This is a genomic window from Nonomuraea sp. NPDC049624, assembly GCF_040675255.1.
Taxonomy (GTDB): domain Bacteria; phylum Actinomycetota; class Actinomycetes; order Streptosporangiales; family Streptosporangiaceae; genus Nonomuraea.
In genome coordinates, this window is record NZ_JBFAOR010000016.1 from 138,959 (window position 1) to 160,971 (window position 22,013).

Below are 22,013 nucleotides of genomic sequence, written 5' to 3' on the forward strand. Positions count from 1 at the left end.
CGACAGAGGGGGACGTTCCCAGATGAACGGCTTCGAGACCGGCGCCCGCGAGCTCGACGACAACGAGCTCGCCGCCGTCACCGGCGGCATGTGGGCCAACTACGACTGGATGAACTACGACTGGCGCGACGCCGTCATCGACGCCCTGCCGTAACCACGCCGCACACCGCCGGGGCCGCCTCACGCAGGGGTGGCCCCGGCACGCGCCCCGCCCGACGAGCCGCCCGGGTCGTGCGTGGTCATGCCCGCCATTGAACAGCCCGCCACCGACAGTCCGGCGGCCCCGGGGCGTGGCTAGTCCCCGAGCTCGGCGAGGAAGGCGGCGACCGGGCCCAGCGTGATCAGGCCGCTGCCCGCCCCGGCCAGCTCCGCCGCGGCGGGTGCGAGCGCCTGGCGGGCGCGGGCCGCCGCCCGCCGGTCGCCGACCGCGACGGCGGCCCTCGCGACCAGGCACCACATGGCCTCCAGCAGCAGGTCAGGGGGTGGTTCCGGGATCCGGCCGACCGCCTCGGCGGCCTCCGCGTCCCGCCCCTCCGCCAGCAGGACGAGCGGCCGCACCCACGGCTCGTACGGCCCCCACTCCACTTCGCCCCGATCGGCCTCGCCCAGGACCGGCAGGCCGTGCCGCATCCGTACGGACAGCAGGGCGAGCGGCAGCAGCCCCCGCGCCAGCCCCGGCATGCCGACGTCGTCCAGCCGGGCCGCGGCCGCCCGGTAGGCCGCCTCCTCCTCGGCCGCCGGCACCCGCCCGCCGGCCGCCTTCCGCACCACCCGGTACCAGTCGGTGAACACGCTGACCAGCGGCAGCTCGTTCCGTTCCGCCAGCCGGTCGGCGGCGGCCGCGTGCCGGTCGGCGGCCCCGAAGTCGCCGAGCGCCCCCAGCGCCTGGACGCGCACGAGATGCCCGAGCACCTCGAACGTCACCAGCCCGTGCCGCGCCGACAACGCGACCAGCTCGGCCCCGATCCCGTCCCGGTAGGAGGCCAGCCCCGCCCGCTCGAACGCCTGCATGAACACCCCGTTGAGGGCGAACGCCAGCAGCGCCGGGTCGTCGAGGCGGCGGGCGATGCGCTCGGCCTCGGCGGCGGCCAGCGGGCCGCGGGCCGACCGGACGCCGCGCGACTCGACGGCGATCGTGGCCAGCAGCCGCGCCCGCGCCGCCTCGGGCGCGCCGGGCGGCAGGCCGGCCAGGGCCCGTTCCGCCGCGGCGACGACCTGGGCCGCCTGCTCGGGATCGTCCGACCGGGTCCAGATCGCCGGGACGTCGTAGGCGCCGATCACCCGGGCCGTCAGCTCCGGGTCGCCCAGCTCCTCGGCCGCCGCGATGGCCGCCGTACGGTGGCCGCGCGCCGCCTCCAGACCGCCGCCGCCGGTCACCGCGAGGTTGCGCAGCAGGCCGACCGTCGACTCCAGCCGCGCCCGGGCCCCGGCCCCCACCGTGCGGTCGTACGCCTCGGCCGCCTGCGCCCACACCTGGGCCGTGGCGTCGGCGGGGGCGGCGAGGCCGCGGTCCTGGTGCAGGATGTCCGACTCCAGGCGGCGCAGCCGGGGCCCGGGGTCCACGCCGAGATGCTCGGCCAGCAGCGTCCGCGCCCGGCGCAGCACCGCCAGGGCGTCGCCCTGGCGTCCGGTGCGGTAGAGGGCGAGGGCGAGCAGCCGCCAGGCGTCCTCCCGCCAGGGGTGCTCGGCGACGTGCGAGTCCAGGTCGGGGACGGCTTCGGCGGCCCGGCCGAGCGCCAGTTGCGCCTCGGCCCGGCGTTCGACGGCGTGCAGCCGCAGCTCGGTCAGGCGGGCACGTTCGGCGCGGGCCCAGTGCTCGTCGGCGAACTCGGCGTAGGCCGGGCCGCGCCACCAGCCGAGCGCCTCCGTCAGCCGGGCCGGTTCCGGCGGGCCGGCGGTCACGGCCTGCTCGAAGCGCCAGGCGTCGACGGCGTCGGGCGCGGCGCGCAGGGCGTACCCGGGGCCCTCGGTGACCAGCAGCCGGGCGGGGGCGCGCGGCGGGCGCGCGGGCTCCAGCGCCCGGCGCAGGGCGGCCACGAACGTGCGCACCGCGCCCACCGCGTCCGGCGGCGGATCGTCCCACAGGTCGGCCACCAGCCGCGTCACCGGGACGACCCGGCGCCGGGCGACGATCAGACGGGCCAGCACGGCGCGGTGCCGCGGCCCCTTCAGCGGGATCGGCTCGCCCTCGTCGTCCCAGGCCACCACCGGCCCCAGCACCCCGAACACACTCCCCATCCTTCCTGCTCACCGGATGCTCATCCGCCCCCGGCACGCTGGGAACCGAACCGGTCACCCATCGAAGGAGGGCACCTCATGACCATCCCCGGATTCGACCACCGCCGCGTGACCGTCGCCGACGGCGTCACGCTGCACGCCGCCGTCGGGGGCTCGGGCAGCCCCATTGTGCTGCTGCACGGCTTCCCGCAGACCCACCTGATGTGGCGGCACGTCGCCGCCGACCTGGCCGCGGACCACACCGTCATCTGCCCCGACCTGCGCGGTTACGGCGCCAGCGACAAACCGGCCGAGACCGGCCCGGACGTCTACTCCAAGCGGACCATGGCCGCCGACGTCGTGGCCCTGGCCGCGGCTCTCGGCCACGAGCGCTTCGCCCTGGCCGGGCACGACCGCGGCGCGCTGGTCGCCTTCCGCGCCGGTCTCGACCACCCGGCGGCGATCACCCACCTGGCCTGCCTCGACGTGCTGCCGACCCTCGACATGTGGGACGTCATGCGCGGCGTCACGGCCGCCGTCGGCTTCCACCTCTACCTCATGGCCCAGCCGCCCGGCCTGCCCGAGCAGCTGATCGGCGCGAGCCCGGACGCCTTCTTCGGCCACTTCCTCGACCTGTGGACCAACGACCCGGCGGCGATCCCGGCCGACGTCCGGGCCGCGTACCTGGACGCCTGCCGGGCCGCCGTGCCGTCGATCGTGGCGGACTACCGCGCCTCGGCCGGGATCGACGTCGAGCACGACCGCGCCGACCTGGCCGCGGGCAACCGGCTGGGCATGCCGGTGACCGTGCTCCAGCAGGACTGGGGCGCCGCCCTCGGTTACGACGCCGCGGCGGTGTGGCGGGCCTGGGCGCCCGACCTGCGGCACGACACGGTCACGAGCGGACATTTCATGGCCGAGGAGTCTCCCGCCGAGATCGCCCGCGCGCTCCGCGAGCTCGTGGCCCGGTAGCCGCTCTCCTGGTCAGGGGCCGTCTCGTAACTTAAAGTAATTGACATGTCACGGTAAGTTATTCGACAATGGCAGCGCCAAATGAGGTCGTCCTTCCGGCGGGAAAAGTACGGGCCGGAAAGCCGAGCACGCGACGGAGTAGAGGCGCTCGCCAGCATGTTGCACGCATTCATCGTCGGGATGGGCAGATCCGGCGCAGGGCTGCATCTGCCGTCCCTGGCCAAGGTGCGCGAGGCGGCCCCCGGGCTGCTGGCGCCCGACCCGGTCGTCGTCCTCGATCCCCTCCTGCCGCTCGGCGGCGTGCGGGGAGCGGTGACGGCCGGGTCGCCCGAGGAGGCCGCCGCGCTGGCTCCGCCCGACCGGACCGTCGTGCACCTGTGCACCCCGCCGCACGTCAGGGCCGGGATGCTGGCCCGGCTGGCGCCGCTCGGCTACCGCAAGTTCATCGTGGAGAAGCCGCTCGCGCTCGACCTGGTCGGGCTGGCCGCCGTGGCCCGGGTGCGCCGGCGCTGGGGCCTCGACCTCACGGTCGCCACCCATTGGCTCGACAGCACGCTCACCGGCCGGCTGCGGGCGGCGATGCGCGCCGAGGAGTTCGGCCCGCTGCGGCAGATCCGGGTCGTGCAGAACAAGCCCAGGTTCACCCGCAGCGCGGCGCGTCCCGACGCCACCACGGCCTTCGACATCGAGATGCCGCACGCGCTCGCCGTGGTGCTCAGCCTGGCCGGCGGCGCCCGCATCTCGGCGGCGTCCTGGGAGGACATGGTCACCGAACGCCTGCGGCTGCCCCGGCTCGGACGGGCCAGGCTGCGGCTCGACCACTACTCCGGCGTGCGCACGGAGATCGACTCCGACCTGACCTCGCCCGTCCGGGAGCGGCGCATCACCCTGCACTTCGAACGCGGCACGCTCACCGGCCACTACCCGTGCAGCGACGCCGACCACACCGCCCAGCTCAGGGTGGCCACGGCCGAGGGCGAACGGCGCACGGTGTTCACCGACGACGCCCTGCCCGCCTTCCTGCTGGCCGCCTACCGCCGCTACGCCCGCGCCCGCCGCTCGCCCGGCGCGCTGCCCGTCCAGGTCGACGCCGTGCGGCTGCTCACCGAGGCCAAGCACCTGTGCGCGGCGCACGAGCCGGGGCGTGAGGAGGCGCCGCGTGCAGGCACCACCTCCTGAGCTGGCCGGCATCGGCGACGAGGCCGCCCCCGACCTCGACGGCCAGCTCGCCGCCGTGGGGGAGCTGGGCTGGAACCGGCTGGAGCTGCGCACGGTCGACGGCGTGCCGGTCGCCGCGCTCGGCGAGCGGGCGTTCCGGCGCGCGGCGCGGCGGTTGCGCGAGACGCGGGTCGAGGTCGTCGCGATCGCCTCGAAGATCGGCGACTGGTCGCGGCCGGTGACCGGCGACTTCGCGCTCGACCTCGCCGAGCTCGACGTGCTGGCCCGCCGCTGCCCGCTGCTGGGGACGCGGCTGGTGCGGATCATGTCCTTCCCCTCGGGCGGCCTGCCCGAGCCCGAGTGGGGGCGAAGGGTCCGCCACCGGCTGCGCGAGCTGGCCCGCCGGGCCGAGGACGCCGGCCTGCTGCTGGTCCACGAGAACTGCGCCGGCTGGGCGGGCGACCGCGCCGACCGCATGCTGGACCTGGTCACCGGGATCGGCAGCCCGGCGCTGCGGCTGCTGTTCGACATCGGCAACGGCGTCGCCCACGGCTACCCGGCGGCCCCGATGCTGCGCGAGGTCGTCCCGTACGTCGCGCACGTCCACGTCAAGGACGCCGTCACCGGGCCCGGCGGCGAGGTCGTCTACGTGCTGCCCGGCGAGGGGCGGGCGGGCGTCGCCGAGTGCCTGCGCCTGCTGTCCGCCCACGGTTACGCCGGCGCCCTGTCCATCGAGCCGCACCTGCGGCTGCGCCCCCACCTCGACGACCCGGGCGCCGGCGACCGGGCCGCCTTCGTCCGGTACGGGCGGGCGCTGGAACGGCTGGTGGGGCAGGTCGATGGACATTGACGCCGTGCCCCTCGACGCGGCGGAGCACGACCTGCTGCTGAGGCTGCTGCGGCTGCCCACGGCCGGCCCGCTGGAGACCGGACCGGCCGGGCCGCCGCCGCGGCTGCGCGAGGCCCAGGAGCAGTACGCGCGGGCCGCCGCGCCGCTCGGCTTCCGCACCGTGCGGCACACCTCGGTGCGCCCGGCCGAACTGGACCGCGCCGACGTCCCCGCGCCCGTGCGCGAGGCCCTCGGCCTGCCCGGCTTCCTGGACGGCCAGCCCAGTCTGGTGCTGCGGCTGGGCCCCGGCCTCCCGGCGTCCCGCACGGTGATGTTCAACGTGCATCTCGACACGGTCGCCGGCGGCGGACCGGCCGGCTTCGACGGCGAGCGGTTCCACGGCCGCGGCGCGATCGACGCCAAGGGCCCGGCCGTCGCGCTGCTGGCCGGGCTGCGGGCGGCCCGCGCGTGCCGGCCGGCCATCGGGCGCGAGGTCGGGGTGCTGATCCAGGCCGTGGCGGGCGAGGAGGGCGGGGCCATGGGCGTGCTCGGCACCCGTCCGCTCGTCGAACGCGGCTACGTCGGGCGGCTCAACGTCTTCTGCGAGCCCACCGGCGTACGGTTCCTGACGCGCAGCACGGCCGCCGCGACCGCGCGGATCGTGGTGGACGGCGACCACGCCGTGGACGACCGCCCGGCCGCCGGGCACAACGCCACGGTCCTGCTCGGCTTCCTGGCCCAGCACCTGGCCAGGGCGCTCGACCCGGACACCGTGTGCGTGGCGGGCCTGCACACCGGCACCCGCCACAACCAGGTGTACGGCCGCGGCTCCCTCCTGCTCAACCTGCCCTACGCCACCCCCGCCACCGGACGCCGCCTGGAACGGGACCTCACGCGCGCCCTGGACGACGGGCTCGCGGCCTTCGCGGCGGCCTTCGGCGGCACCGCCCTGTTCGCCAGAACCGCCCGCGACGCCAGGGCGGTCACCCGGCTGGAGTGGCGCAAGCGCGGCCTGCCCGTGCTCGACGACCGCGACGCGTGGGGGCACGCGCTCCTGCGCGACCGGGCCGGGATCCCGCCCTGGCCCGCCGGAGAACCGGCGTTCACCTGCGACGCCATCTGGATGGCGGGCGTCGGGGGCGCGTGCACCGTCGTCCTGGGGCCGGGCGACCTGGCCGGCAACAACGCCCATGCCGAAGGGGAGTTCGCGCGGGCCGCCGAACTCGCCGGGTTCGCCGCCGCCGTGGCCCGGCTGATGATCGCCTTCACCGACGACAGGATTGGACGAGGAGCATGAACCCCACCGCCTCACCCGCGACGGACGCACCGCCCGCGCAGCCGTACCCGCCGGTCCCGGCAGTCCCGGCAGCCGCCCGGCCGGCGCGGGCCGCCGTACGGGTGCGCCACGACGACCTGCTGGACTTCGTCGCCGCCGTGTTCACCACCCGCGGCCTGGCCCCGGAACGCGCCCGCGAGGCCGCCGCCGCATTGTGTTACGGCGACCTCGTCGGCATGACCTCGCACGGCCTGGCCAACCTGACCCGGCTCTACCTGCCGCTGTTCGACGAGGGGCGGGCCGATCCGCTGGCCGAGCCGTCCGTGCTGGCCGACCGGGGCGCGGCCGTGCTGCTCGACGCCGATCGCGCCCTGGGCCTGTGGGCCGCCGGCCTGGCCATGGAGATCGCCGCGGGCCGGGCCTCGACGTACGGCGTCGGCATGGTCTCCGTGCGCGGGGGCACCCATTTCGGCTGCGCCGGGCACCACGCGCTGCGCGCGGTCGAGTACGGCATGGTCGGCGTCATCGCCGGCAACTGCGGCCGCCAGCGCATCGCCAGGCCGCCCGGCGGCGCGGTGGCGATGCTGGGCACCAACCCGATCAGCGTCGCGGCCCCCGCCGGCGGGCATCCGCCGTTCGTGCTGGACATGAGCACCACCGCCATGCCCACCGGACGGGTCAGGCAGGCCGCGCGGCACGGCGCCGAGCTGCCCGAAGGGGTGCTGGCCGGCGACGACGGCGCTCCCGTGACCGACGCGGCGGCGTTCGGCGAGGGGCGGGCGCACCTGCTCTGGCTGGGCGGCCAGGCGGGGCAGTACAAGGGCTTCGGGCTGGGGGTGGCGGTCGAGGTGCTGGCCGCGCTGGTGTCCGGTGCGGGTCTCGGCGCCCACCCCGACGCCCACGACGGCGACGGCGGCCCGAGCGGGCGCGACGACGACATCGGCTTCCTCGCCCTGGCCGTCGCGCCGGGGGCGCTGCGCGAGGGCGTGGAGGGCGACGCGGCCACGATGTTCGGCGCGCTGCTCGGCTGCCCGCCCGCCGACCCCGCCTCGCCGGTGAGCTATCCCGGCTGGCACGAGCATCGCCGGGCCGAGGAACACCGGCGCTCGGGCGTCCCGCTCGGCCCGGACCTGTACGACGAGCTGGCCGCCCTCGCCGCCGCCACAGGGCTCGACGCCCCCGCCCCGGTGGTGGCGCGGTGAGCGCCCGGCTGCGCGTCGCGGTCATCGGGCTCGGCGTGATCTCGCGGTTCTACCTGGCGGCCCTGCACAGCTCGCCCGGGCTGCGGCTGGCCGCGGTGTGCGACACCGATCCGCGCGTCCTGGAGGGGCATCGCGTCCCCGGCTACCGCGACCACGTCCGGCTGCTGGAGGAGGAACGGCCCGACGCCGTCGTGGTCACCGTCCCCAACGACCTGCACGCCCGGGTCTGCGCAGACGCGCTGGAGCGGCGCGTCCCGGTCTGCGTGGAGAAGCCGCTCGCCCTCGACGCCGCGCAGGGCAGGCGGCTCACGGACCTGGCCGCGAGCTCAGGCGTGCCGCTGTTCACCGCCTTTCACCGGCGCTACAACTCCGCCGTCGGACGGCTGCGCGCGGCGTGCGCGGGCGCCCGCGTCGAGGAGCTGACCGTGCGCTACCTGGAACGCATCGAGGAGCACGCCGGCGACGACTCCTGGTACCTGGACGTACGGCGCTGCGGCGGCGGCTGCGTCGCCGACAACGGCCCCAACGCCTACGACCTGGTGGACCTGCTGCTCGGCCCGGCGCACGTCGTCTCCGCGCACGTCGACCGGGACGCCGCGGGGGCCGACCGGCAGGCGGACGTCGAGCTGCGCGCCGGCACGGCCCGCGCGCGCATCCTGCTCGACTGGTCCTACCCGGGCGAGCGCAAGGACCTGGAGGTGCGCCTGGCCGACGGCCGCACCCTGTACGCCGACATGCTGGCCGGCCACTCCGGCTTCAAGAACTCCCTGTGGCACGAGTACGAGGGCGTGCTGGCCGCGTTCGAACGCTCGGTGCGCTACGGCACCCCCGACGGCGAGGGCGGCCTGCCCGCCCTGCGCTTCGTCGAGGACGTCTACCGCCTGGACAAGGCCGGCGCCGGACGGGGTGCCGCGTGAACCCCGACGAGGACGGCCCCAAGACCGCGGTCACCGGGACCCTGCTCAAGGTGCTGGTGCACCGCAGGCAGGACCGCGGCATGCGGCTCGAACCGTACGCCAGCCGGTGCGTGCGCGCCGGCGAGGTGCACGAGCTGGTCGCCACCGACCACACCGAGACCGACGCGGGCGCCCGGATCGACCGGGTCGCCTTCCTGGGCTTCGCCGAGATCGTCGCGGCCGGCGTGCTGGACCGGGGCGACGAGGTGTGGATCGGCGGGCGCCGGGTCGGGGTGCTGCTCGGCTTCGACGGCTGCCACCTGCCCAACCACTACAACGTGCTGATCCACAGCGATCCCGCGGTCACCGGACGGGAGCTGGGACTCATGCCGGGTGAGCCGCTGGTGTTCAGCCAGGCCCTCCCGGAGGGCCCCGAAGAGGGCGGCGCCCGCGTCCTCCGCTGGCCTCTGCTGTAGAAGCTTTCGATTACTTTCCGTGACCTCTGGTTTACCTTTAGTCACTCAGGGTAATGTGTTGGTTGCGCACAGTAGTGGGAACCACTCGATTTCGAGCCCACTAGAGGTCGCGTCCCTCCCCCCGATGATCCCCACGACGGCGGGCGGGCGCGTGTCACGAAAGGACAGACAATGGCTGCGGGCACCAAGACGACCAGCCGGCTGGAAGAGCGCTTCCGGCTCTGGGACAACGACGGCTCCGGCGCGATCGAGCGCTTTGACTTCGAGAACGAGGCCGACGGCATCATCGAGGGCCTGGGCGTGCAGGGGACGCCGCAGGCGCACCAGCTGAAGCAGGCGTACCTGGCGATGTTCGACCACCTCGCGGGGGCGGTGGGCGCGTCGCGGCTCGACCAGGCGCAGTTCCTCCAGGCCGCCGAGCGCGAGATCATCAGCAGGGGCGACGACGGGTTCGCCCAGGTCGTCGGCCCGACCATCCAGGCCATCGTCAACGTCCTCGACCGTGACAACGACGGCGAGGTCGACTCCTCCGAGATGGCCAAGTGGTTCGCGGCCATCGGGCTCGACGGCGAGGTCGCCGCCGAGGCCTTCCGGCAGATGGACACCGACGGCACCGGCAGACTCTCCGTCGACGAGCTGGTCGCCGCCGTCCGCGACTACCACCTCGGCAAGAACGACATCCCTCTGCTCGGCAGGTGACCTAGGCCCGAGCAGGCCGAAGGGTCGCCCAGAGCCGCTGTCTCCGGGGCGGCTCCGCCGAGGGAGCCGTCCGGGGGCCTTGTCCCCGGGCGGCTCCGCCCGAAGAAGGGGCCGTCCGGGCCGCATCCCCGGGCGGCCCCGCCGCCACCATCGCACCAGGACGGGAACCTTGGAGAAAACACTCTCTCCGCCCGGGGGATCGCCGCCCCGCGCCGCCGCTCCCATCCCCTTCTTCTCCCAGGCGGCCACGTTCGACCGGCTGTGGAAGGAGATCCGCGCCGGGTGCGTCGACGTGCTGGACCGCGGCAAGTTCTCCCACGGCGCGAAGGTCGCCGAGCTCGAACGCCGGCTCGCCCTGTGGACCGGCGCCGCGCACGTCGTCGGCGTCAACTCCGGCACCGACGCGCTGGTGCTGCTGCTGCGCGCGGCCGGCCTGCGACCGGGCGACCAGGTCGTGGTGCCCGCCTACAGCTTCATCGCGACCGCCAGCTCCGTCGTGCTGGCCGGCGGCGTGCCGGTCTTCGCCGACATCGAGGAGCACGGCTACGGCATCGACCCGGCCTCCGTCGACGCCGTGGCCGGGCCGCGCACCACGATGGTCATGCCGGCGCACCTGTTCGACCGCCTGGCCGACCTGCGGGGCGTGTGCGAGGTGGCCCGGCGGCGCGACCTGACCGTGCTGGAGGACAGTGCCGAGGCCATCGGCATGCGCCTCGACGGCACGCACGCCGGGCTCGTCGGCGCGGGCGGCGTGTTGTCGTTCTTCCCGTCCAAGACGCTCGGGGCCATCGGCGACGCCGGAGCGCTGCTCACCGACGACGACGGCATCGCCGAGACCGCGCGGGCGCTGCGCCACCACGGCCGCGGCGGCCGTACCCTCGACCATTTCCCCGGCATCGCCAACCCCACGATCCTGCCCGGCTGCAACAGCAAGATGGACGATCTCCAGGCCGCCGTCCTGCTGGCCAAGCTCGCCCGGCTCGACGCCGACATCGCCCGCAGGTCCGAGCTGGCCACCCGCTACGACGCGCGGCTGCGCGACGTGCCCGGCGTGCTGGCCGTGCCAGGCGCGGCGCCGCCGCACCCGGGCGGCAACCGGGTCTGCTACGTCTACCTCGTCGAGGTCGAGTCGCGCGACGCGCTGGCGGCGCACCTGGCCGCGGCGGGCATCGGCACCGAGGTCTACTACCCGGTCCCGCTGCACCTCCAGCCCTGCTTCGCCCACCTCGGCCACGTCCGGGGCGACTTCCCGAGGGCGGAGGCGGCCTGCGAGCGGGCCCTCGCCCTGCCGCTCTACCCCGATCTGTCCGACGCCGCGGCCGACCGGGTGTGCGACGAGATCGAGGGCTTCTACCGAGGGCGGCGCGGATGAGCCGGGTGCCGTTCTTCGCCGCCGACCTGTTCGAGGCCGACCGGGCGACGCTGCTGCGCACGGTCTACGCCATCGGCACCGGCGAGGCCCAGAAGTTCATCCTGGGCGAGCACACCGCCCGGTTCGAACGCGAGCTGCGCCACCGGCTCGGCGCGGCCGACGTCGTGGCCTGCTCCAGCGGCACGTCCGCGCTCACCCTGGTGCTGGCCGCCATGGACGTGGGCCCCGGCGACGAGGTCGTGGTGCCCGCCTTCGGCTGCGCCCCGCTGGCCGCCACCGTCGTCGGCGCGGGGGCGCGGCCGGTGTTCGCCGACGTCGACCCCGTGACGCTCGCCGCCGATCCCGCCGCCGCCGAGTCGCTGGTCACCGGGCGGACCAAGGCGGTGATGCCGGCCCACATGTTCTCCGTGATGGCCGACATGCCGCGCTTCCGCGAGCTGGCCGACCGGCACGGCCTGCGGCTGGTCGAGGACTCCGCGCTGGCCCAGGGCGGCACGCTGGGCGGGCGGCCCGCCGGTCGGTGGGGGGACGCGGGCGTGTACTCGTTCGTGCAGGTCAAGACGTTCGGCATGCCGGGGGAGGGCGGGGTCGTGATCACCGACGACCCGGCCCTGGCGGCGCACGTACGGATGCTGCGCAACCACGGCCAGGACGGCGCCCGGCGCTTCCACCACCGCCGCGTCGGCCACAACAGCCGCTTCGACGAGGTGATGGCGGCCTTTCAGCTCCACCGGCTGGCCGGCCTGGACGACCGCCTGTCGCGCCGGGCCGAGATCGCCTCCTACTACTCCCGGCGTTTCGAACCCCTGGCGGAACGCGGGATCGTGGCACCGCCCGTCGGAGGGGACGGGCGGTTCCACTACGTCTACACCGTGCTCACCGAGCATCGGGACGCGCTGGCGGCCCACCTGGCCGCCCACGACATCGCCACCCACGTCTACTACCCGCGCACGCTGCCCGCCCAGCCGGCCTTCGCCCGCTTCGCGCCGCCCGGCGCGTCGTGGCCGGTGGCCGAGTCGGCCGCCCGGCGCAACCTGTCGCTGCCGCTGCACCCGCGGCTCGCCGACGCCGAGGTCGAACGGATCGCCGACGCGGTCTGCGCGTTCGCTCACGGCTCCCCGCAGGAGAACCCATGACCGACCAGGTGGTCACCCGCGGCCTCGGCCCCTACGCGCGGCTGGCCAAGCTCGACATCTACGACTACTACCTGGGCCTGCCGCTGGTGTGGTCGCTGCTGCCGCCGGCCGGGCGATGGCAGCCGTACGCGGTCGGCCTGCTGCTGTCCGTGCTGATCGCCGAGGCGGCCGTGGTGGCCGCGATGGTCGGCTTCGACGACATCACCGGCCACCGCGACGGCAGCGACGCGGCCAACTACTCCTCCGACGCCGCCCGCCGCAGACTGGCCCGCAAACCGCTGGTCGCCGGCACGCTCACCGAACGGCAGGCGCTGCGCTTCGCGTGGACGGCCACCGCGATCAGCGCCGTGCTGTGGGCCGCCGTCGTGGCCGCCGCCCCCCACCGGCCCGCCTGGGTCGTCGTGACGGCGGCGGCGTGCGTGGTCGCGGCCGTGCAGTACTCGTGGGGGCTCAAGCTCAGCTACCGGGGGTTCCAGGAGCTGTTCCTCGTCGGGCTCGGCGTGGGGTGGGTGCTGGTGCCGTACGGGCTGCTGACCGGGCAGGCGAGCGGGTTCGTGGCGGTGCAGGCGGTGCTCTTCGGGCTCGGGCCGATGATCTTCGGCCTGTACTCCAACACCAACGACGCCCGCGGTGACCGGGAGGCCGGGCGGTTCACCGTCGCGGCGCGGACGTCCCCGCGGGCCAACGCCGCCTTCGTCACCGCGGTGAGCGCGGCCGAGAGCCTGGTCGTCGTGTGGGCCGTGGCCGCCGGGGTCGCGCCCCGGTGGTTCCTGGGCGTGCTCGTTCCGCTGGTCTCCCTCCGCGTCACCCAGCTCGTGATCGGGTTCGTACGGGGAGACGTGCTGCGGGCCCGGCGGGTGGCGATCCGCACCCACCGCGTCACCGTCGGCGTGCTGATCCTGGCCAACCTGGTCCTGGCATGAACGTGGACGTCGCGGTGGTGGGCGCCGGGCCGGCGGGCCTGGCGGCGGCGTACGCGCTGGACCGGGCCGGGCTCGCGGTCCGCGTCCTGGAGGCGGCCGAGGCGGTGGGCGGGCGGATGCGCACCCTGCGGGCGCGGGGCTGCCTGATCGACACCGGCGCCGAGATGTTGCCGTCCGCCGACGGCTACCCGGCCACCTGGCGGCTGATCAGGGCGGTCGGCCTCGACGCGGCGGCCGTGCCGAGGGTGCCCGACGCCCTCGGCGTGTGGCGCGACGGGCGCGTCCATCCGCACGTCGGCCGCCCGCTCGGGCTGCTCACCGGCGCGGGCCTGCCGCCGCGTGCCCGCCTCGACCTGGTACGCCTGCGCCTCCGCCTGGCCCGCGGCCGTCCAGGGCCGCAGGCCACCGTCGCCGACCTGGTCGGGAAGTACCATCCCGACCTGCGCGCGTTTCTCGTCGAGCCGCTGGTCGCGGGGTTCTTCGGCTGGGACGCCGGGCGTTCGTCCGCCGCGGTGTTCGCCGAGCACCTGACGAGCACCGGCAGCACCAGCACCTGGCACACCTACCGCGACGGCATGGACACCCTGGCCAGGGTGCTCGCCGCCGGGCTCGACGTGGTCACCGGGCACGAAGTGACAGGGGTGGTCCCGTGCCCGGGAGGGGTGCGGCTGGAGTCGCCGCGGGGGAGCGTGAGCGCGCGGGCGGCGGTCCTGGCCGTGCCCGCGCCCGTGGCGGCCCGGCTGCACCCCGGCGCCCCGCCGGAGGAGCGGGCGTACCTGGAGGCGTCCACGTACGCGCCCATGCTCCGGCTCAGTCTCGTCCTGTCCCGGCCGGCGGCGCCCGGCTGGCGCGGGTTCGCCACGCTCGTGCCCGCGGCCGAGGACCCCGTGCTCAACGTGATCACCGTTGACCACCACAAGCACCCGGGCCGGGCCCCCGCCGGTACCGGGCTCATCTCGCTCATCACCTCGCCGCAGGGCACCGCCGCGCTCATGGGGGAGAGCGACGAGAAGGTCGCCGACCAGCTCGTCGGGCGCGCCGAGCGATTCGTGCCCGGCCTGGCCGGCCGGGTGGCCCGCTTCCACGTGCACCGCTTCCCGCACGGGCTGCCGGAGGCGACGCCCCGGGCGCTGGCGCTGCGGGCGGCGTTCGAGGGGCGTCCCGGGGCGGCGGTCGACTACGCGGGCGACTGGGTCGCCCAGCGGCCGTGCAGCGAGGGCGCGGTCGCGGCGGGGGAGCAGGCCGCCGCGCGGGTGCTCGCTCGCCTGTCGTAGCCGCCCGCCTGCCGGGGCCGCCCGCCTGTCAATGACGTACGCGCATGGAGAGAAAGCAGATGGCCTTCTTCACCCGGCCCATCGAGTTGGGCACCCTTTTCGACGACCTCGCCGATCGCGGACGCAGGACCGGCGTGCACGTGAGCCGTCCCCTGGACATCGCCCCCCACCTCGGCACCGACCTCGACCTGCCGGACCTGGCCGAGCTGGTCAGGGAGGCGGCCGGCTGGCTGGCCGCGGCCGGCGCGCGCCGGGGTGACCGGGTCGCCGTCGTCAAGCGCAACCACTGGGACTACGTGCTGCTGTCCTGCGCCGCCGCGCGCATCGGGGCGGTGCCCGCCACACTGTCCGCCGACCTGCCGCCCGACGTGCTGGAGATCCTGCTCAAACGGCTGGAGCCCGCGCTGCTCGTCACCGACTCCGCCCTCGCCGCCCGGCCCGGCGTGGCGTTCCAGGCGCCGCGCACCCTGGTCCTCGACGGCCCGGCGAAGGGGCTGCTGTCGCTGGACGACGTCCGCGGCTGGGCCGTACCGCCGACGCACCGGCCCGCGCTGGACGACCCGCTGGCCGTCATGCACACCTCGGGGACGACCGGGGTGCCCAAACTCGTCGTGCACTCCACCCGTACGCTGCTGCGCCGCCTGGCCGGGTTCGAGGCCCACCGGTGGCCGGTGCTGGGCAGCCGTCCCGACGACGTCGTGGCGAGCGCCATCTCCTTCGCCCACGGGCGGGCCCTGGCCTGGACCGCGAGCGTGTTGTGGCTCGGCCCCGCCAAGGTGCTGGCCGTCTCCGCGCCCGGCTGGGAGGAGGCCGGCCCGTTCCTGGCCCGGCACCGGCCCACGACGCTGGAGGCGCTGCCGGCCACGTACGTGCGGTGGCAGCGGCGCACGCTCGGCGAGGCCGGCCCGTTCGCGCGGGTACGCCTGTACATCAGCACGTTCGACGCCGTGCACCCGCCGACCGTGCGCGCCTTCCTGAACGCCACCCGGCACCGGCGGCCGGTGTGGATGCAGGGCTGGGGGCAGAGCGAGACCGGCCCGCTGACCTTCCGCCTGCTCACCCGCCGTTCCATGGCGGGCGACGACGGCCGCCACCCCACCACGCGCGACCTCGGACGTCCGGTGCCCACGCGGACCCGGCTGCGGGTGGTGGACCGGGAGACGTTGCGTCCCCTGCCACGCGGCGCGAGCGGGCTCATGGTCTGCCGCACCAAGGCCCTGTGCCTCGGGTACGTCGGCGAGCAGGAACGGTGGCTGGGCAAACGACTCGGCGGATGGTGGCACACCGGGGACGTCGGGACGCTCAGCCGTACCGGCCGGGTGCGGTTCGTGGACCGGGAGACCGACACGATCCCCGGCGCGAGCTGCGTGGAGCTGGAGGACGTGATCGACGACCGGCTGCCCGAAGTGCTGGAGTGCGTGATCCTGGGCGTCCCCGGGCGGCCTTCCGTGCCGGTCGTGGTCACCGAGGACGGCGGCCTCGACCGCGACGCGTGGCGGCGGGCCGTCGCCGACCTGCCCGAACTGGCCGACCCCGTGGTGATCACCTGGGACCAGGTCCCCCGCACCGGCACGGGCAAGGTCCGCAGGACGGCGCTGCGCGAGCTGCTGGGCGAGACCCCCGACACGTACGGCACCGGGCGGTGGACGTGACGCCGGGGTCGCGGGCCGCCGGCCGGTCCGTCGCCGAGCGGGAGGCGGTCGCCTGGCCGCTGGCGGGCGTGGTCGTGCGGGCGCGGGGCGAGTCGGTCGCGTTGCGGGTGGCCGTCCAGCGGCTGTGCGCGCTGGGCTGCGAGGTCCGGTTCGACGGCGCGCCGCCGCCCGGCGGGTCGCCCGCCGGGTGGCTGGGGGTCGCCTCCACGCCGTTCGGCAGGCCGGGGGAGGCGCTGCCGGAGTGCGGGATCGGCTGGTCGGGGCCGGTCGGGGTGCCGATGGCGGGCGAGCACGACGTACAGGCGGCCTGCGGGATCGCCCACGTGCACGGGCGGGCCGCCGGCGGGCCGAGGGCGCTGCGCCTGGACTACGCGTCGGTGTGCGCCGGGGTGCTCACCGCCCAGGCGCTCACGGCGGTCCTGCTCGCCCTGCTGCGGGGCGGGCCCGCGCTGGCGGCGCGCACGTCCGTCGCGCAGGCGGCGCTGCTCGCGCTCACCCAGTACATCGCCGTCGCCACCTGTGAACGCTTCGACCCGCCCCTCTCCGCCGGACGCGTGCCGGCCCCGGGCGAGGGGCGGGTGCCGCCGTTCCGGTCGGCGGACGGCGTGCGGTTCGAGATCGAGACGTTCGACGCGGAGTGCTGGCGGCGGTTCTGGGAGCTGCTCGGCGCCGAGCCGATGGCGGTGGCGGCGGGCTGGCCGCCGTTCCAGCAGCGGTTCGCGACGGCGACCTGCGCACTGCCGGCCGGGCTGGGCCGGACGGCCGCCGCCGCCTGCTACCGGGACGTCGTGGCGGCCGCCGCGGACGCCGGCGTCAGCGTGCTCCCGGTACGGGACGCGGACGCACCGCTGGCGCCCCCGCCCGCCTCGCCGTGGCGGCTGCGCGCACTGACCGAGACCGCCACCGGGGCCGCCGCCGGGGCCGCCACCAAGGCTGCCGCCGGGGAGCCGGCCGGTCTGCCGCCGCTCGCCCGGGACGCCCGGGGCCCGCTGGCCGGGCTGCTCGTCGTGGAGTCCACCAACCGGGTGCAGGGGCCGCTGGCCGGGCACGTGCTCGGCCTGCTCGGCGCGGACGTCGTGCGCCTTGAGCCGCCCGGCGGGGACCCGCTGCGCGGGGTGCCGCCGATGGCGGGGCCGACGTCGGCCCGGTTCCTCGCGCTCAACCGGGGCAAACGCGCCCTCGAAGCCGACCTCAAGTCCGCCGCCGGACGCCGGGCCGCCCTGCGCCTGATCGCCTGCGCCCACGTGTTCCTGCACAACTGGCCGCCCGGCCGGGCCTGCTCGTACGGGCTGGACCACGACGACCTCGCGCCCGTCCGGCCGTCCCTGGTGTACGCGCAGGCCGGGGGGTGGGCCGAGGCGCTGCCCCCGCCGCAGCCCATGGGCACCGACTACCTGGTGCAGGCCTACAGCGGGGTGGCGGCGCGGCTGGCCGGACCCGGCGAGCAGCCCACGCCGTCCCTGATGACGCTGACCGACGTGCTGGGCGCGCTGATCAGCGCGGAAGCCGTCGTCGCGGCGCTGGTGGCCCGCGCCCGCACCGGCGCCGGCGTACGCGCGGGGACGGCGCTCATCGACGCGGCCCGCCTGCTGCGCGCCACCCCGCTCCCCACTTCGCCCCCCACCCCGCCCGCCATCCCGCCCGGCTCCCCGCCCGCCACCTCGTCCGGCGCCCCGCCGGCGAGCCGGGCGGCCGCCGCCGTGACGGACCTGGCCGCCATGGCCGACGACCCCGCCTTCGACCAGGTGCTCGACCGTACCCCGCAAGCCGCCTACAGCCGTGCCCCCTGGACGTTCGTGCCAGCCCCCCACCACGAGGAGGCCCTCTGAATGCGTACCGACCCCCTGCCCTGGACGTCGGCCAACGGGATCGTCCTGGCCGACCGCGTGCCCGCGGACGTGCGCGCGGCATGGACCGCCCGCGGCTTGTGCCCCGGCCTGGACCTGTACAGCCTGTTCAGCCGGCACGTGCGCCGCACGCCGGACCGTGAGGCGGTCGCCGACGAGACCGGCTCGCTCGACTTCGCCGGCCTGGACGCCCGCGTGCGCCGGGCCGCCGCCGCGCTTGCCGCCGCCGGGCGGGGAACGGCCGACATCATCGCCGTTCTGCTGCCCAACGGGCGTGACGCGGTGGTGGCCGAGCTGGCGGTGGCCGCCATCGGCGCGGTGGCCCTGCCCATCCCGCACACGCGGGGGCAGCGCGACATCGCGGGCCTGCTGAACCGCTCCCGGGCGGCCGCGCTGATCACCGTGCCGGAACTGGCCCTGGGGCTGCGGGCCGGGCTGCCGTACCTGGCGCAGACGTGGACGTTCGGCCCGCCCACGCCGGGCACCCGATCGCTCGACGACGTGGCAGAGCACGACGTCCGCGGGTGGCGGCCCGCGTGCCCGGCCGCCGAGTGGCCCGCCCGGATCCTGCTGTCCTCCGGCACCGAGTCCGAGCCGAAGATGGTCGCCTACTCCCACAACGCCATGGCCGGCGGCCGGGGCGCCTACCTGCGGGCCGTGCTGGGCGAGGACGGGCCCACGCGCAACCTGCTGCTGGTCTCGCTGGCCTCCTCCTACGGCTCCTGCGGCACGTCCGTGCTGCTGGCCCGGCACGGCGGCACGCTGATCCTGCGCGCCCGCTTCGACGCCGCCGACGCGTTGCGCGCCGTCGAGCGGCACCGCCCCACCCACCTGTACGGCGTCCCGACGATGTTGCGCCGCATGGCCGACTCGGCGGCCGAGGCCGACCTGTCGTCGCTGCGCCGCGTCGTCAGCAGCGCCCAGCCCCTGCACGGCGAGGCCAGGCAGGCGTGCGCCCACCGGTTCGGCGTGCCGCTCGTCAACGTGTACGGCTCCACCGACGGCGTCAACTGCCACACCGGCCGCGCCCCCGACCGGTGGGCCCCCGGCCTGGCCGGAACCCCGGACCCCGCCGTCGCCGAGATCACCATCCGGGACGCCGAGGGCGAGCCGGTGCCGCCGGGCGAGCCGGGCGAGATCTGGGCCCTCGGCCCGATGACCCCTCTGTGCTACGTCGCCGCCCCCGACCTGGACGACCGCTACCGCGCCCCCGGCGGCTGGGTCCGCACCGGCGACCTGGGCCGCCTCGACCCCGACGGCACGCTGTGGGTCCTCGACCGGATCAAGCGCGTCGTGATGCGCGGCGGCCTCAGCATCTCCCCGGCCGAGGTCGAACGCGAGCTCAGCACCCATCCCGACGTCGCCGACGCCTTCTGCGTCCCGGTGCCGGACGACGACCTGGGGGAGCGCATGTGCGCCTGCGTGTCGCCGCGGCCCGGCGCGAGACCGCCGTCCCCGGCGGAGCTGATCGTCTACCTGCGCGAGGAACGCGGCCTGGACCGGCGCAAACTCCCCGAACGGTTCCTCTGGCTGCCCGAACTGCCGCTCGGCCCGACCGGCAAGGTCTGCGCCGCCACCCTCACCCGGCTGGCCGCGCGGTCGGCGGTGCCCGTCCCGCGCAGCCCGATGAGGAGCGGCCGATGAGCCGGACCGCCTACGTGTTCGGCGAGCGCCGCGACCACGTCGCCGAGCAGCACCGCTGCCTGGAGCTGGCCTACGACCCGATGACCGTCGAGCGCCTGGCCGAGGCGGGCGTCGGGCCCGGCATGCGGTGCCTGGAGGTGGGCGCGGGCGGCGGCAGCGTGGCGGAGTGGCTGGCCCGCCGCGTCGGATCGGCCGGGAGCGTGCTGGCCACCGACATCGAGCCCGCCTTCGCGCCCGTGGCCCCCCGGCTGGAGGTGATCAGGCACGACATCGTCCGCGACCCGCTGCCGGAGGCCGCGTTCGACGTGGTGCACGCGCGGCTGGTGCTGCTGCTCCTGCCGGAGCGGCTGGCCGTGCTGGACCGGCTCGTCCGGGCGCTGAAGCCGGGCGGCGTGCTGCAGCTCGACGAGTTCGACATCACCTACGGCCCCGGGCTGCTGATGCCCGACCCGGCTGCGGCCGAGCTCTACGAGACGTTCATGCAGGCCAAGATCCGCGTGATGACGCGCGCCGGGGTGGACGTGGCCTGGGGACGTCACGCGGCCGGGGCGATGCGGCGGGCCGGGCTGACCGGCGTCGACCCCAGGCCCCGGGTGGAGTTGTGGGACGCCCGCTCGCCGGGGGCGCGGCTGGTCGCCCACCACACCAGGCACCTGCGCGAGCGGTTCGCCGAGGAGGGCCTGACCGACCGGCAGCTCGCCGACGTGCGCGCGCTGCTGGCCCATCCGGACTTCCGCGCCACCTCGTGCGTGACCTACTCCGTGCAGGGCCGCCGTCCCCTGGAGGTGGCGTGATGCGCATCGACCTGTACGGCGCCGCGCCGGGCGTGCACTCCGCGATGGCCCGCCTCGACGCCGCCGCGAGCCGGGAGCTCGATCCCGCGCTCGCCGAGCTCGTCCGGCTGCGGGCCTCGCAGCTCAACGGCTGCGCGGTCTGCCTCGGCATGCACACCCGCGCCGCCCTGGAGGCGGGCGAGGACGCCGGACGCCTGCACGCCCTCGCCCTCTGGCGCGACAGCACCCTGTTCACGGGCCAGAACGCGCGGCGCTGGCGCTCACCGAGTCGATGACCAGGATCGCCGAGGCCGGGGTGCCGGAGGAGGTGTTCGACGCGGCCCGCGAGCACTTCGACGAGACCACGCTGGCCCACCTGCTGTGGACGATCGCCGTCATCAACGTCTGGAACCGGATGGCGATCGCCGCCGGTCCGCCCGCCGGATAGGCGGTGATCGTGGCGGTGGCTGTGGCACGATCGAGGCATGCGATCCCGTACGGAGGTGGCCTTAGCGGGCCTGATCGTGCTCACGCTGACCGGCGCCTGCGCCGACCCGGCGACCCAGCGGGTCTCCCTGATGAACGACCCGTCCGCGCCGCCGTCGTCCAGCCTGGCGCCGGCCATGCCCCGCGTCGCCACGGACGCCCCGACGATGCCGGGCGGGACTCCTTCGCCGTCGTCCTTCCGGCCGCCGCCGCTGGTTCCGGCGACCTCGCTGGCCGAGCCCATGGCGACGGGCAGGCCCCTGACGGCGACCGGGCCGCCGCGCTTCTTCGTCACCGCCCGGACGCCGATCTTCTCCTTCACGGACTCGTCCAAGACGGCGCACGCCACGCCGGTGCCGCCCGCCGTGAACGACGCCGTGACGGGCGCCTTCGTGGCGGCCGTGCCGCTGCCGCCCGGGGTGCGCTCGTCCTGGCACCTCGTCGCCGCCGCCCCCGACAACCGCACGTTCGTGCTGGCCGGATGGACGGGGCTGGACACGCCGCTCCGGCTCTTCCGCATCCGTCTCGACGAGAAGGGACGGCCCGGCGAGCCGGAGCTCGTGCCCGACCTCGAACCCGAGCCCGACCAGGTGACCGCGATGGCACTCAGCCAGGACGCCACCAGGCTCGCCTACACCGTCACGCTCGTCGGCGGCGGGACCAAGGTGGCGGTCCTCGACCTGGCCACCGGGCGGCGGCGGGACTGGGTCACCCGGGAGAGCACCGCCGTCATGGGCCTGGCCTGGGCGCCCGACGGGCGGCGGCTGGCCATGGCGATGCTCCCCAGCGGCGTCAAGGTGCTCGACCTGGGGAACAAGGGCTCCGATCTGATCGCCGCGTCGCGGCCGGTCAGGCCGGACAGGGCGGACAGGGCGGTGCGGATCCCCCAGTCGGTGGCCTTCACCCCCGACGGGGGCGCCCTGCTCTACTCCGCCGGTCACGACGTCGAGCGGGTGCCGGTCGCGGGCGGCCGGCCCCAGGTGGTGGCGCGGCTGACCCTGCCGCGGGGAGCCTCGCTGGGCCTTCGCTTCAGCATCGACGGGACCGGCAGGCAGCTGCTGTACACGGACGGATGGCGGGCGCGCCGGGTCGACCTCGCCGACGGGTCCACCACGTCGGTCCGGATCGACGCGGGCAAACGATCGGGCGAGGGCGAGTCGCCGGTCGCCGCCTGGTGAGGG

At 76.0% G+C, this 22,013-nt stretch carries 21 protein-coding genes; 20 read left to right on the forward strand and 1 reads right to left on the reverse strand.

Annotation, left to right across the window (positions count from 1 at the left end; all coding sequences use genetic code 11):
* Positions 1-22: 22 nt before the first annotated feature.
* Positions 23-154 carry a bacteriocin gene (locus AB0J76_RS44115; protein ID WP_352322135.1) on the forward strand — a complete coding sequence of 44 codons (132 nt, stop codon included), beginning with the start codon at positions 23-25 and terminating at the stop codon, positions 152-154.
* Between the two features lie 140 nt (positions 155-294).
* Here AB0J76_RS44115 and AB0J76_RS44120 read toward each other — a convergent pair whose 3' ends face one another.
* The gene (locus tag AB0J76_RS44120) at positions 295-2,238 is read right to left on the reverse strand and encodes a BTAD domain-containing putative transcriptional regulator (RefSeq protein ID WP_352322137.1); all 1,944 of its coding nucleotides are present in this window, start codon (positions 2,236-2,238) and stop codon (positions 295-297) included.
* Between the two features lie 78 nt (positions 2,239-2,316).
* Here AB0J76_RS44120 and AB0J76_RS44125 point away from each other — a divergent pair, with 78 nt between their 5' ends.
* The 19 genes from AB0J76_RS44125 to AB0J76_RS44215 all read left to right on the forward strand — a co-directional run bounded on the left by AB0J76_RS44125 (position 2,317) and on the right by AB0J76_RS44215 (position 22,010).
* On the forward strand, positions 2,317-3,189 hold the full coding sequence (locus tag AB0J76_RS44125; RefSeq protein ID WP_352322139.1) for an alpha/beta hydrolase: 873 nt from the start codon (positions 2,317-2,319) through the stop codon (positions 3,187-3,189).
* Positions 3,190-3,345: 156 nt separating this feature from the next.
* Entirely contained in the window at positions 3,346-4,368 is a 1,023-nt protein-coding gene (locus AB0J76_RS44130) for an oxidoreductase (RefSeq protein WP_352322141.1), read from the forward strand.
* Positions 4,349-5,197: a sugar phosphate isomerase/epimerase family protein gene (locus AB0J76_RS44135; protein ID WP_352322143.1), complete on the forward strand. Its 849-nt coding sequence runs from the start codon at positions 4,349-4,351 to the stop codon at positions 5,195-5,197. Before AB0J76_RS44130 ends, AB0J76_RS44135 begins: the two co-directional genes overlap by 20 nt.
* Complete coding sequence (locus AB0J76_RS44140) at positions 5,187-6,473, forward strand: M20/M25/M40 family metallo-hydrolase (protein WP_352322145.1); 1,287 nt, start codon at positions 5,187-5,189, stop codon at positions 6,471-6,473. Before AB0J76_RS44135 ends, AB0J76_RS44140 begins: the two co-directional genes overlap by 11 nt.
* A complete protein-coding gene (locus AB0J76_RS44145) occupies positions 6,470-7,654 on the forward strand; it encodes an Ldh family oxidoreductase (RefSeq protein ID WP_352322147.1) in 1,185 nt (394 codons plus the stop codon). The genes AB0J76_RS44140 and AB0J76_RS44145 overlap by 4 nt, the downstream gene beginning before the upstream one ends.
* A complete protein-coding gene (locus AB0J76_RS44150; RefSeq protein ID WP_352322149.1) occupies positions 7,651-8,571 on the forward strand; it encodes a Gfo/Idh/MocA family oxidoreductase in 921 nt (306 codons plus the stop codon). The genes AB0J76_RS44145 and AB0J76_RS44150 overlap by 4 nt, the downstream gene beginning before the upstream one ends.
* Complete coding sequence (locus AB0J76_RS44155) at positions 8,568-9,026, forward strand: hypothetical protein (RefSeq protein ID WP_352322150.1); 459 nt, start codon at positions 8,568-8,570, stop codon at positions 9,024-9,026. The genes AB0J76_RS44150 and AB0J76_RS44155 overlap by 4 nt, the downstream gene beginning before the upstream one ends.
* 171 nt (positions 9,027-9,197) lie before the next feature.
* Positions 9,198-9,725, forward strand: coding sequence for an EF-hand domain-containing protein (locus tag AB0J76_RS44160; RefSeq protein WP_352322152.1), 528 nt, complete (start codon positions 9,198-9,200; stop codon positions 9,723-9,725).
* 169 nt (positions 9,726-9,894) lie between these two features.
* Entirely contained in the window at positions 9,895-11,097 is a 1,203-nt protein-coding gene (locus AB0J76_RS44165; protein ID WP_352322154.1) for a DegT/DnrJ/EryC1/StrS family aminotransferase, read from the forward strand.
* Positions 11,094-12,233, forward strand: coding sequence for a DegT/DnrJ/EryC1/StrS family aminotransferase (locus tag AB0J76_RS44170; RefSeq protein WP_352322156.1), 1,140 nt, complete (start codon positions 11,094-11,096; stop codon positions 12,231-12,233). Before AB0J76_RS44165 ends, AB0J76_RS44170 begins: the two co-directional genes overlap by 4 nt.
* A complete protein-coding gene (locus AB0J76_RS44175; RefSeq protein ID WP_352322158.1) occupies positions 12,230-13,156 on the forward strand; it encodes a UbiA family prenyltransferase in 927 nt (308 codons plus the stop codon). Before AB0J76_RS44170 ends, AB0J76_RS44175 begins: the two co-directional genes overlap by 4 nt.
* Complete coding sequence (locus tag AB0J76_RS44180; RefSeq protein ID WP_352322160.1) at positions 13,153-14,430, forward strand: FAD-dependent oxidoreductase; 1,278 nt, start codon at positions 13,153-13,155, stop codon at positions 14,428-14,430. The genes AB0J76_RS44175 and AB0J76_RS44180 overlap by 4 nt, the downstream gene beginning before the upstream one ends.
* A gap of 59 nt (positions 14,431-14,489) precedes the next feature.
* Positions 14,490-16,082, forward strand: a complete 1,593-nt coding sequence (locus AB0J76_RS44185) for a class I adenylate-forming enzyme family protein (RefSeq protein ID WP_352322168.1) — start codon at positions 14,490-14,492, stop codon at positions 16,080-16,082.
* Entirely contained in the window at positions 16,073-17,911 is a 1,839-nt protein-coding gene (locus tag AB0J76_RS44190) for a CoA transferase (RefSeq protein WP_364393365.1), read from the forward strand. Before AB0J76_RS44185 ends, AB0J76_RS44190 begins: the two co-directional genes overlap by 10 nt.
* Positions 17,912-19,573: a fatty acid--CoA ligase family protein gene (locus tag AB0J76_RS44195; protein ID WP_352326237.1), complete on the forward strand. Its 1,662-nt coding sequence runs from the start codon at positions 17,912-17,914 to the stop codon at positions 19,571-19,573. It abuts the gene before it with no gap.
* Positions 19,570-20,367: a methyltransferase domain-containing protein gene (locus tag AB0J76_RS44200; RefSeq protein ID WP_352326238.1), complete on the forward strand. Its 798-nt coding sequence runs from the start codon at positions 19,570-19,572 to the stop codon at positions 20,365-20,367. Before AB0J76_RS44195 ends, AB0J76_RS44200 begins: the two co-directional genes overlap by 4 nt.
* Positions 20,367-20,642 carry a carboxymuconolactone decarboxylase family protein gene (locus AB0J76_RS44205; RefSeq protein WP_352326239.1) on the forward strand — a complete coding sequence of 92 codons (276 nt, stop codon included), beginning with the start codon at positions 20,367-20,369 and terminating at the stop codon, positions 20,640-20,642. Before AB0J76_RS44200 ends, AB0J76_RS44205 begins: the two co-directional genes overlap by 1 nt.
* Positions 20,639-20,794 (forward strand): hypothetical protein, encoded by a 156-nt coding sequence (locus AB0J76_RS44210; protein WP_352326240.1) that lies wholly within the window; start codon positions 20,639-20,641, stop codon positions 20,792-20,794. The genes AB0J76_RS44205 and AB0J76_RS44210 overlap by 4 nt, the downstream gene beginning before the upstream one ends.
* A 37-nt stretch (positions 20,795-20,831) precedes the next feature.
* Positions 20,832-22,010 carry a hypothetical protein gene (locus tag AB0J76_RS44215; protein WP_352326241.1) on the forward strand — a complete coding sequence of 393 codons (1,179 nt, stop codon included), beginning with the start codon at positions 20,832-20,834 and terminating at the stop codon, positions 22,008-22,010.
* Positions 22,011-22,013 lie beyond the last annotated feature (3 nt).

What these genes read in the sequence shown, in the direction of transcription:
- AB0J76_RS44115 (WP_352322135.1), top strand. Translation starts at nt 23, where the DNA reads ATGAACGGCTTCGAGACCGGCGCCCGCGAGCTCGACGACAACGAGCTC.
- AB0J76_RS44120 (WP_352322137.1), bottom strand. Translation starts at nt 2,238, where the DNA reads ATGGGGAGTGTGTTCGGGGTGCTGGGGCCGGTGGTGGCCTGGGACGAC.
- AB0J76_RS44125 (WP_352322139.1), top strand. Translation starts at nt 2,317, where the DNA reads ATGACCATCCCCGGATTCGACCACCGCCGCGTGACCGTCGCCGACGGC.
- AB0J76_RS44130 (WP_352322141.1), top strand. Translation starts at nt 3,346, where the DNA reads ATGTTGCACGCATTCATCGTCGGGATGGGCAGATCCGGCGCAGGGCTG.
- AB0J76_RS44140 (WP_352322145.1), top strand. Translation starts at nt 5,187, where the DNA reads ATGGACATTGACGCCGTGCCCCTCGACGCGGCGGAGCACGACCTGCTG.
- AB0J76_RS44145 (WP_352322147.1), top strand. Translation starts at nt 6,470, where the DNA reads ATGAACCCCACCGCCTCACCCGCGACGGACGCACCGCCCGCGCAGCCG.
- AB0J76_RS44160 (WP_352322152.1), top strand. Translation starts at nt 9,198, where the DNA reads ATGGCTGCGGGCACCAAGACGACCAGCCGGCTGGAAGAGCGCTTCCGG.
- AB0J76_RS44170 (WP_352322156.1), top strand. Translation starts at nt 11,094, where the DNA reads ATGAGCCGGGTGCCGTTCTTCGCCGCCGACCTGTTCGAGGCCGACCGG.
- AB0J76_RS44175 (WP_352322158.1), top strand. Translation starts at nt 12,230, where the DNA reads ATGACCGACCAGGTGGTCACCCGCGGCCTCGGCCCCTACGCGCGGCTG.
- AB0J76_RS44180 (WP_352322160.1), top strand. Translation starts at nt 13,153, where the DNA reads ATGAACGTGGACGTCGCGGTGGTGGGCGCCGGGCCGGCGGGCCTGGCG.
- AB0J76_RS44185 (WP_352322168.1), top strand. Translation starts at nt 14,490, where the DNA reads ATGGCCTTCTTCACCCGGCCCATCGAGTTGGGCACCCTTTTCGACGAC.
- AB0J76_RS44195 (WP_352326237.1), top strand. Translation starts at nt 17,912, where the DNA reads ATGCGTACCGACCCCCTGCCCTGGACGTCGGCCAACGGGATCGTCCTG.
- AB0J76_RS44200 (WP_352326238.1), top strand. Translation starts at nt 19,570, where the DNA reads ATGAGCCGGACCGCCTACGTGTTCGGCGAGCGCCGCGACCACGTCGCC.
- AB0J76_RS44205 (WP_352326239.1), top strand. Translation starts at nt 20,367, where the DNA reads ATGCGCATCGACCTGTACGGCGCCGCGCCGGGCGTGCACTCCGCGATG.
- AB0J76_RS44210 (WP_352326240.1), top strand. Translation starts at nt 20,639, where the DNA reads ATGACCAGGATCGCCGAGGCCGGGGTGCCGGAGGAGGTGTTCGACGCG.
- AB0J76_RS44215 (WP_352326241.1), top strand. Translation starts at nt 20,832, where the DNA reads ATGCGATCCCGTACGGAGGTGGCCTTAGCGGGCCTGATCGTGCTCACG.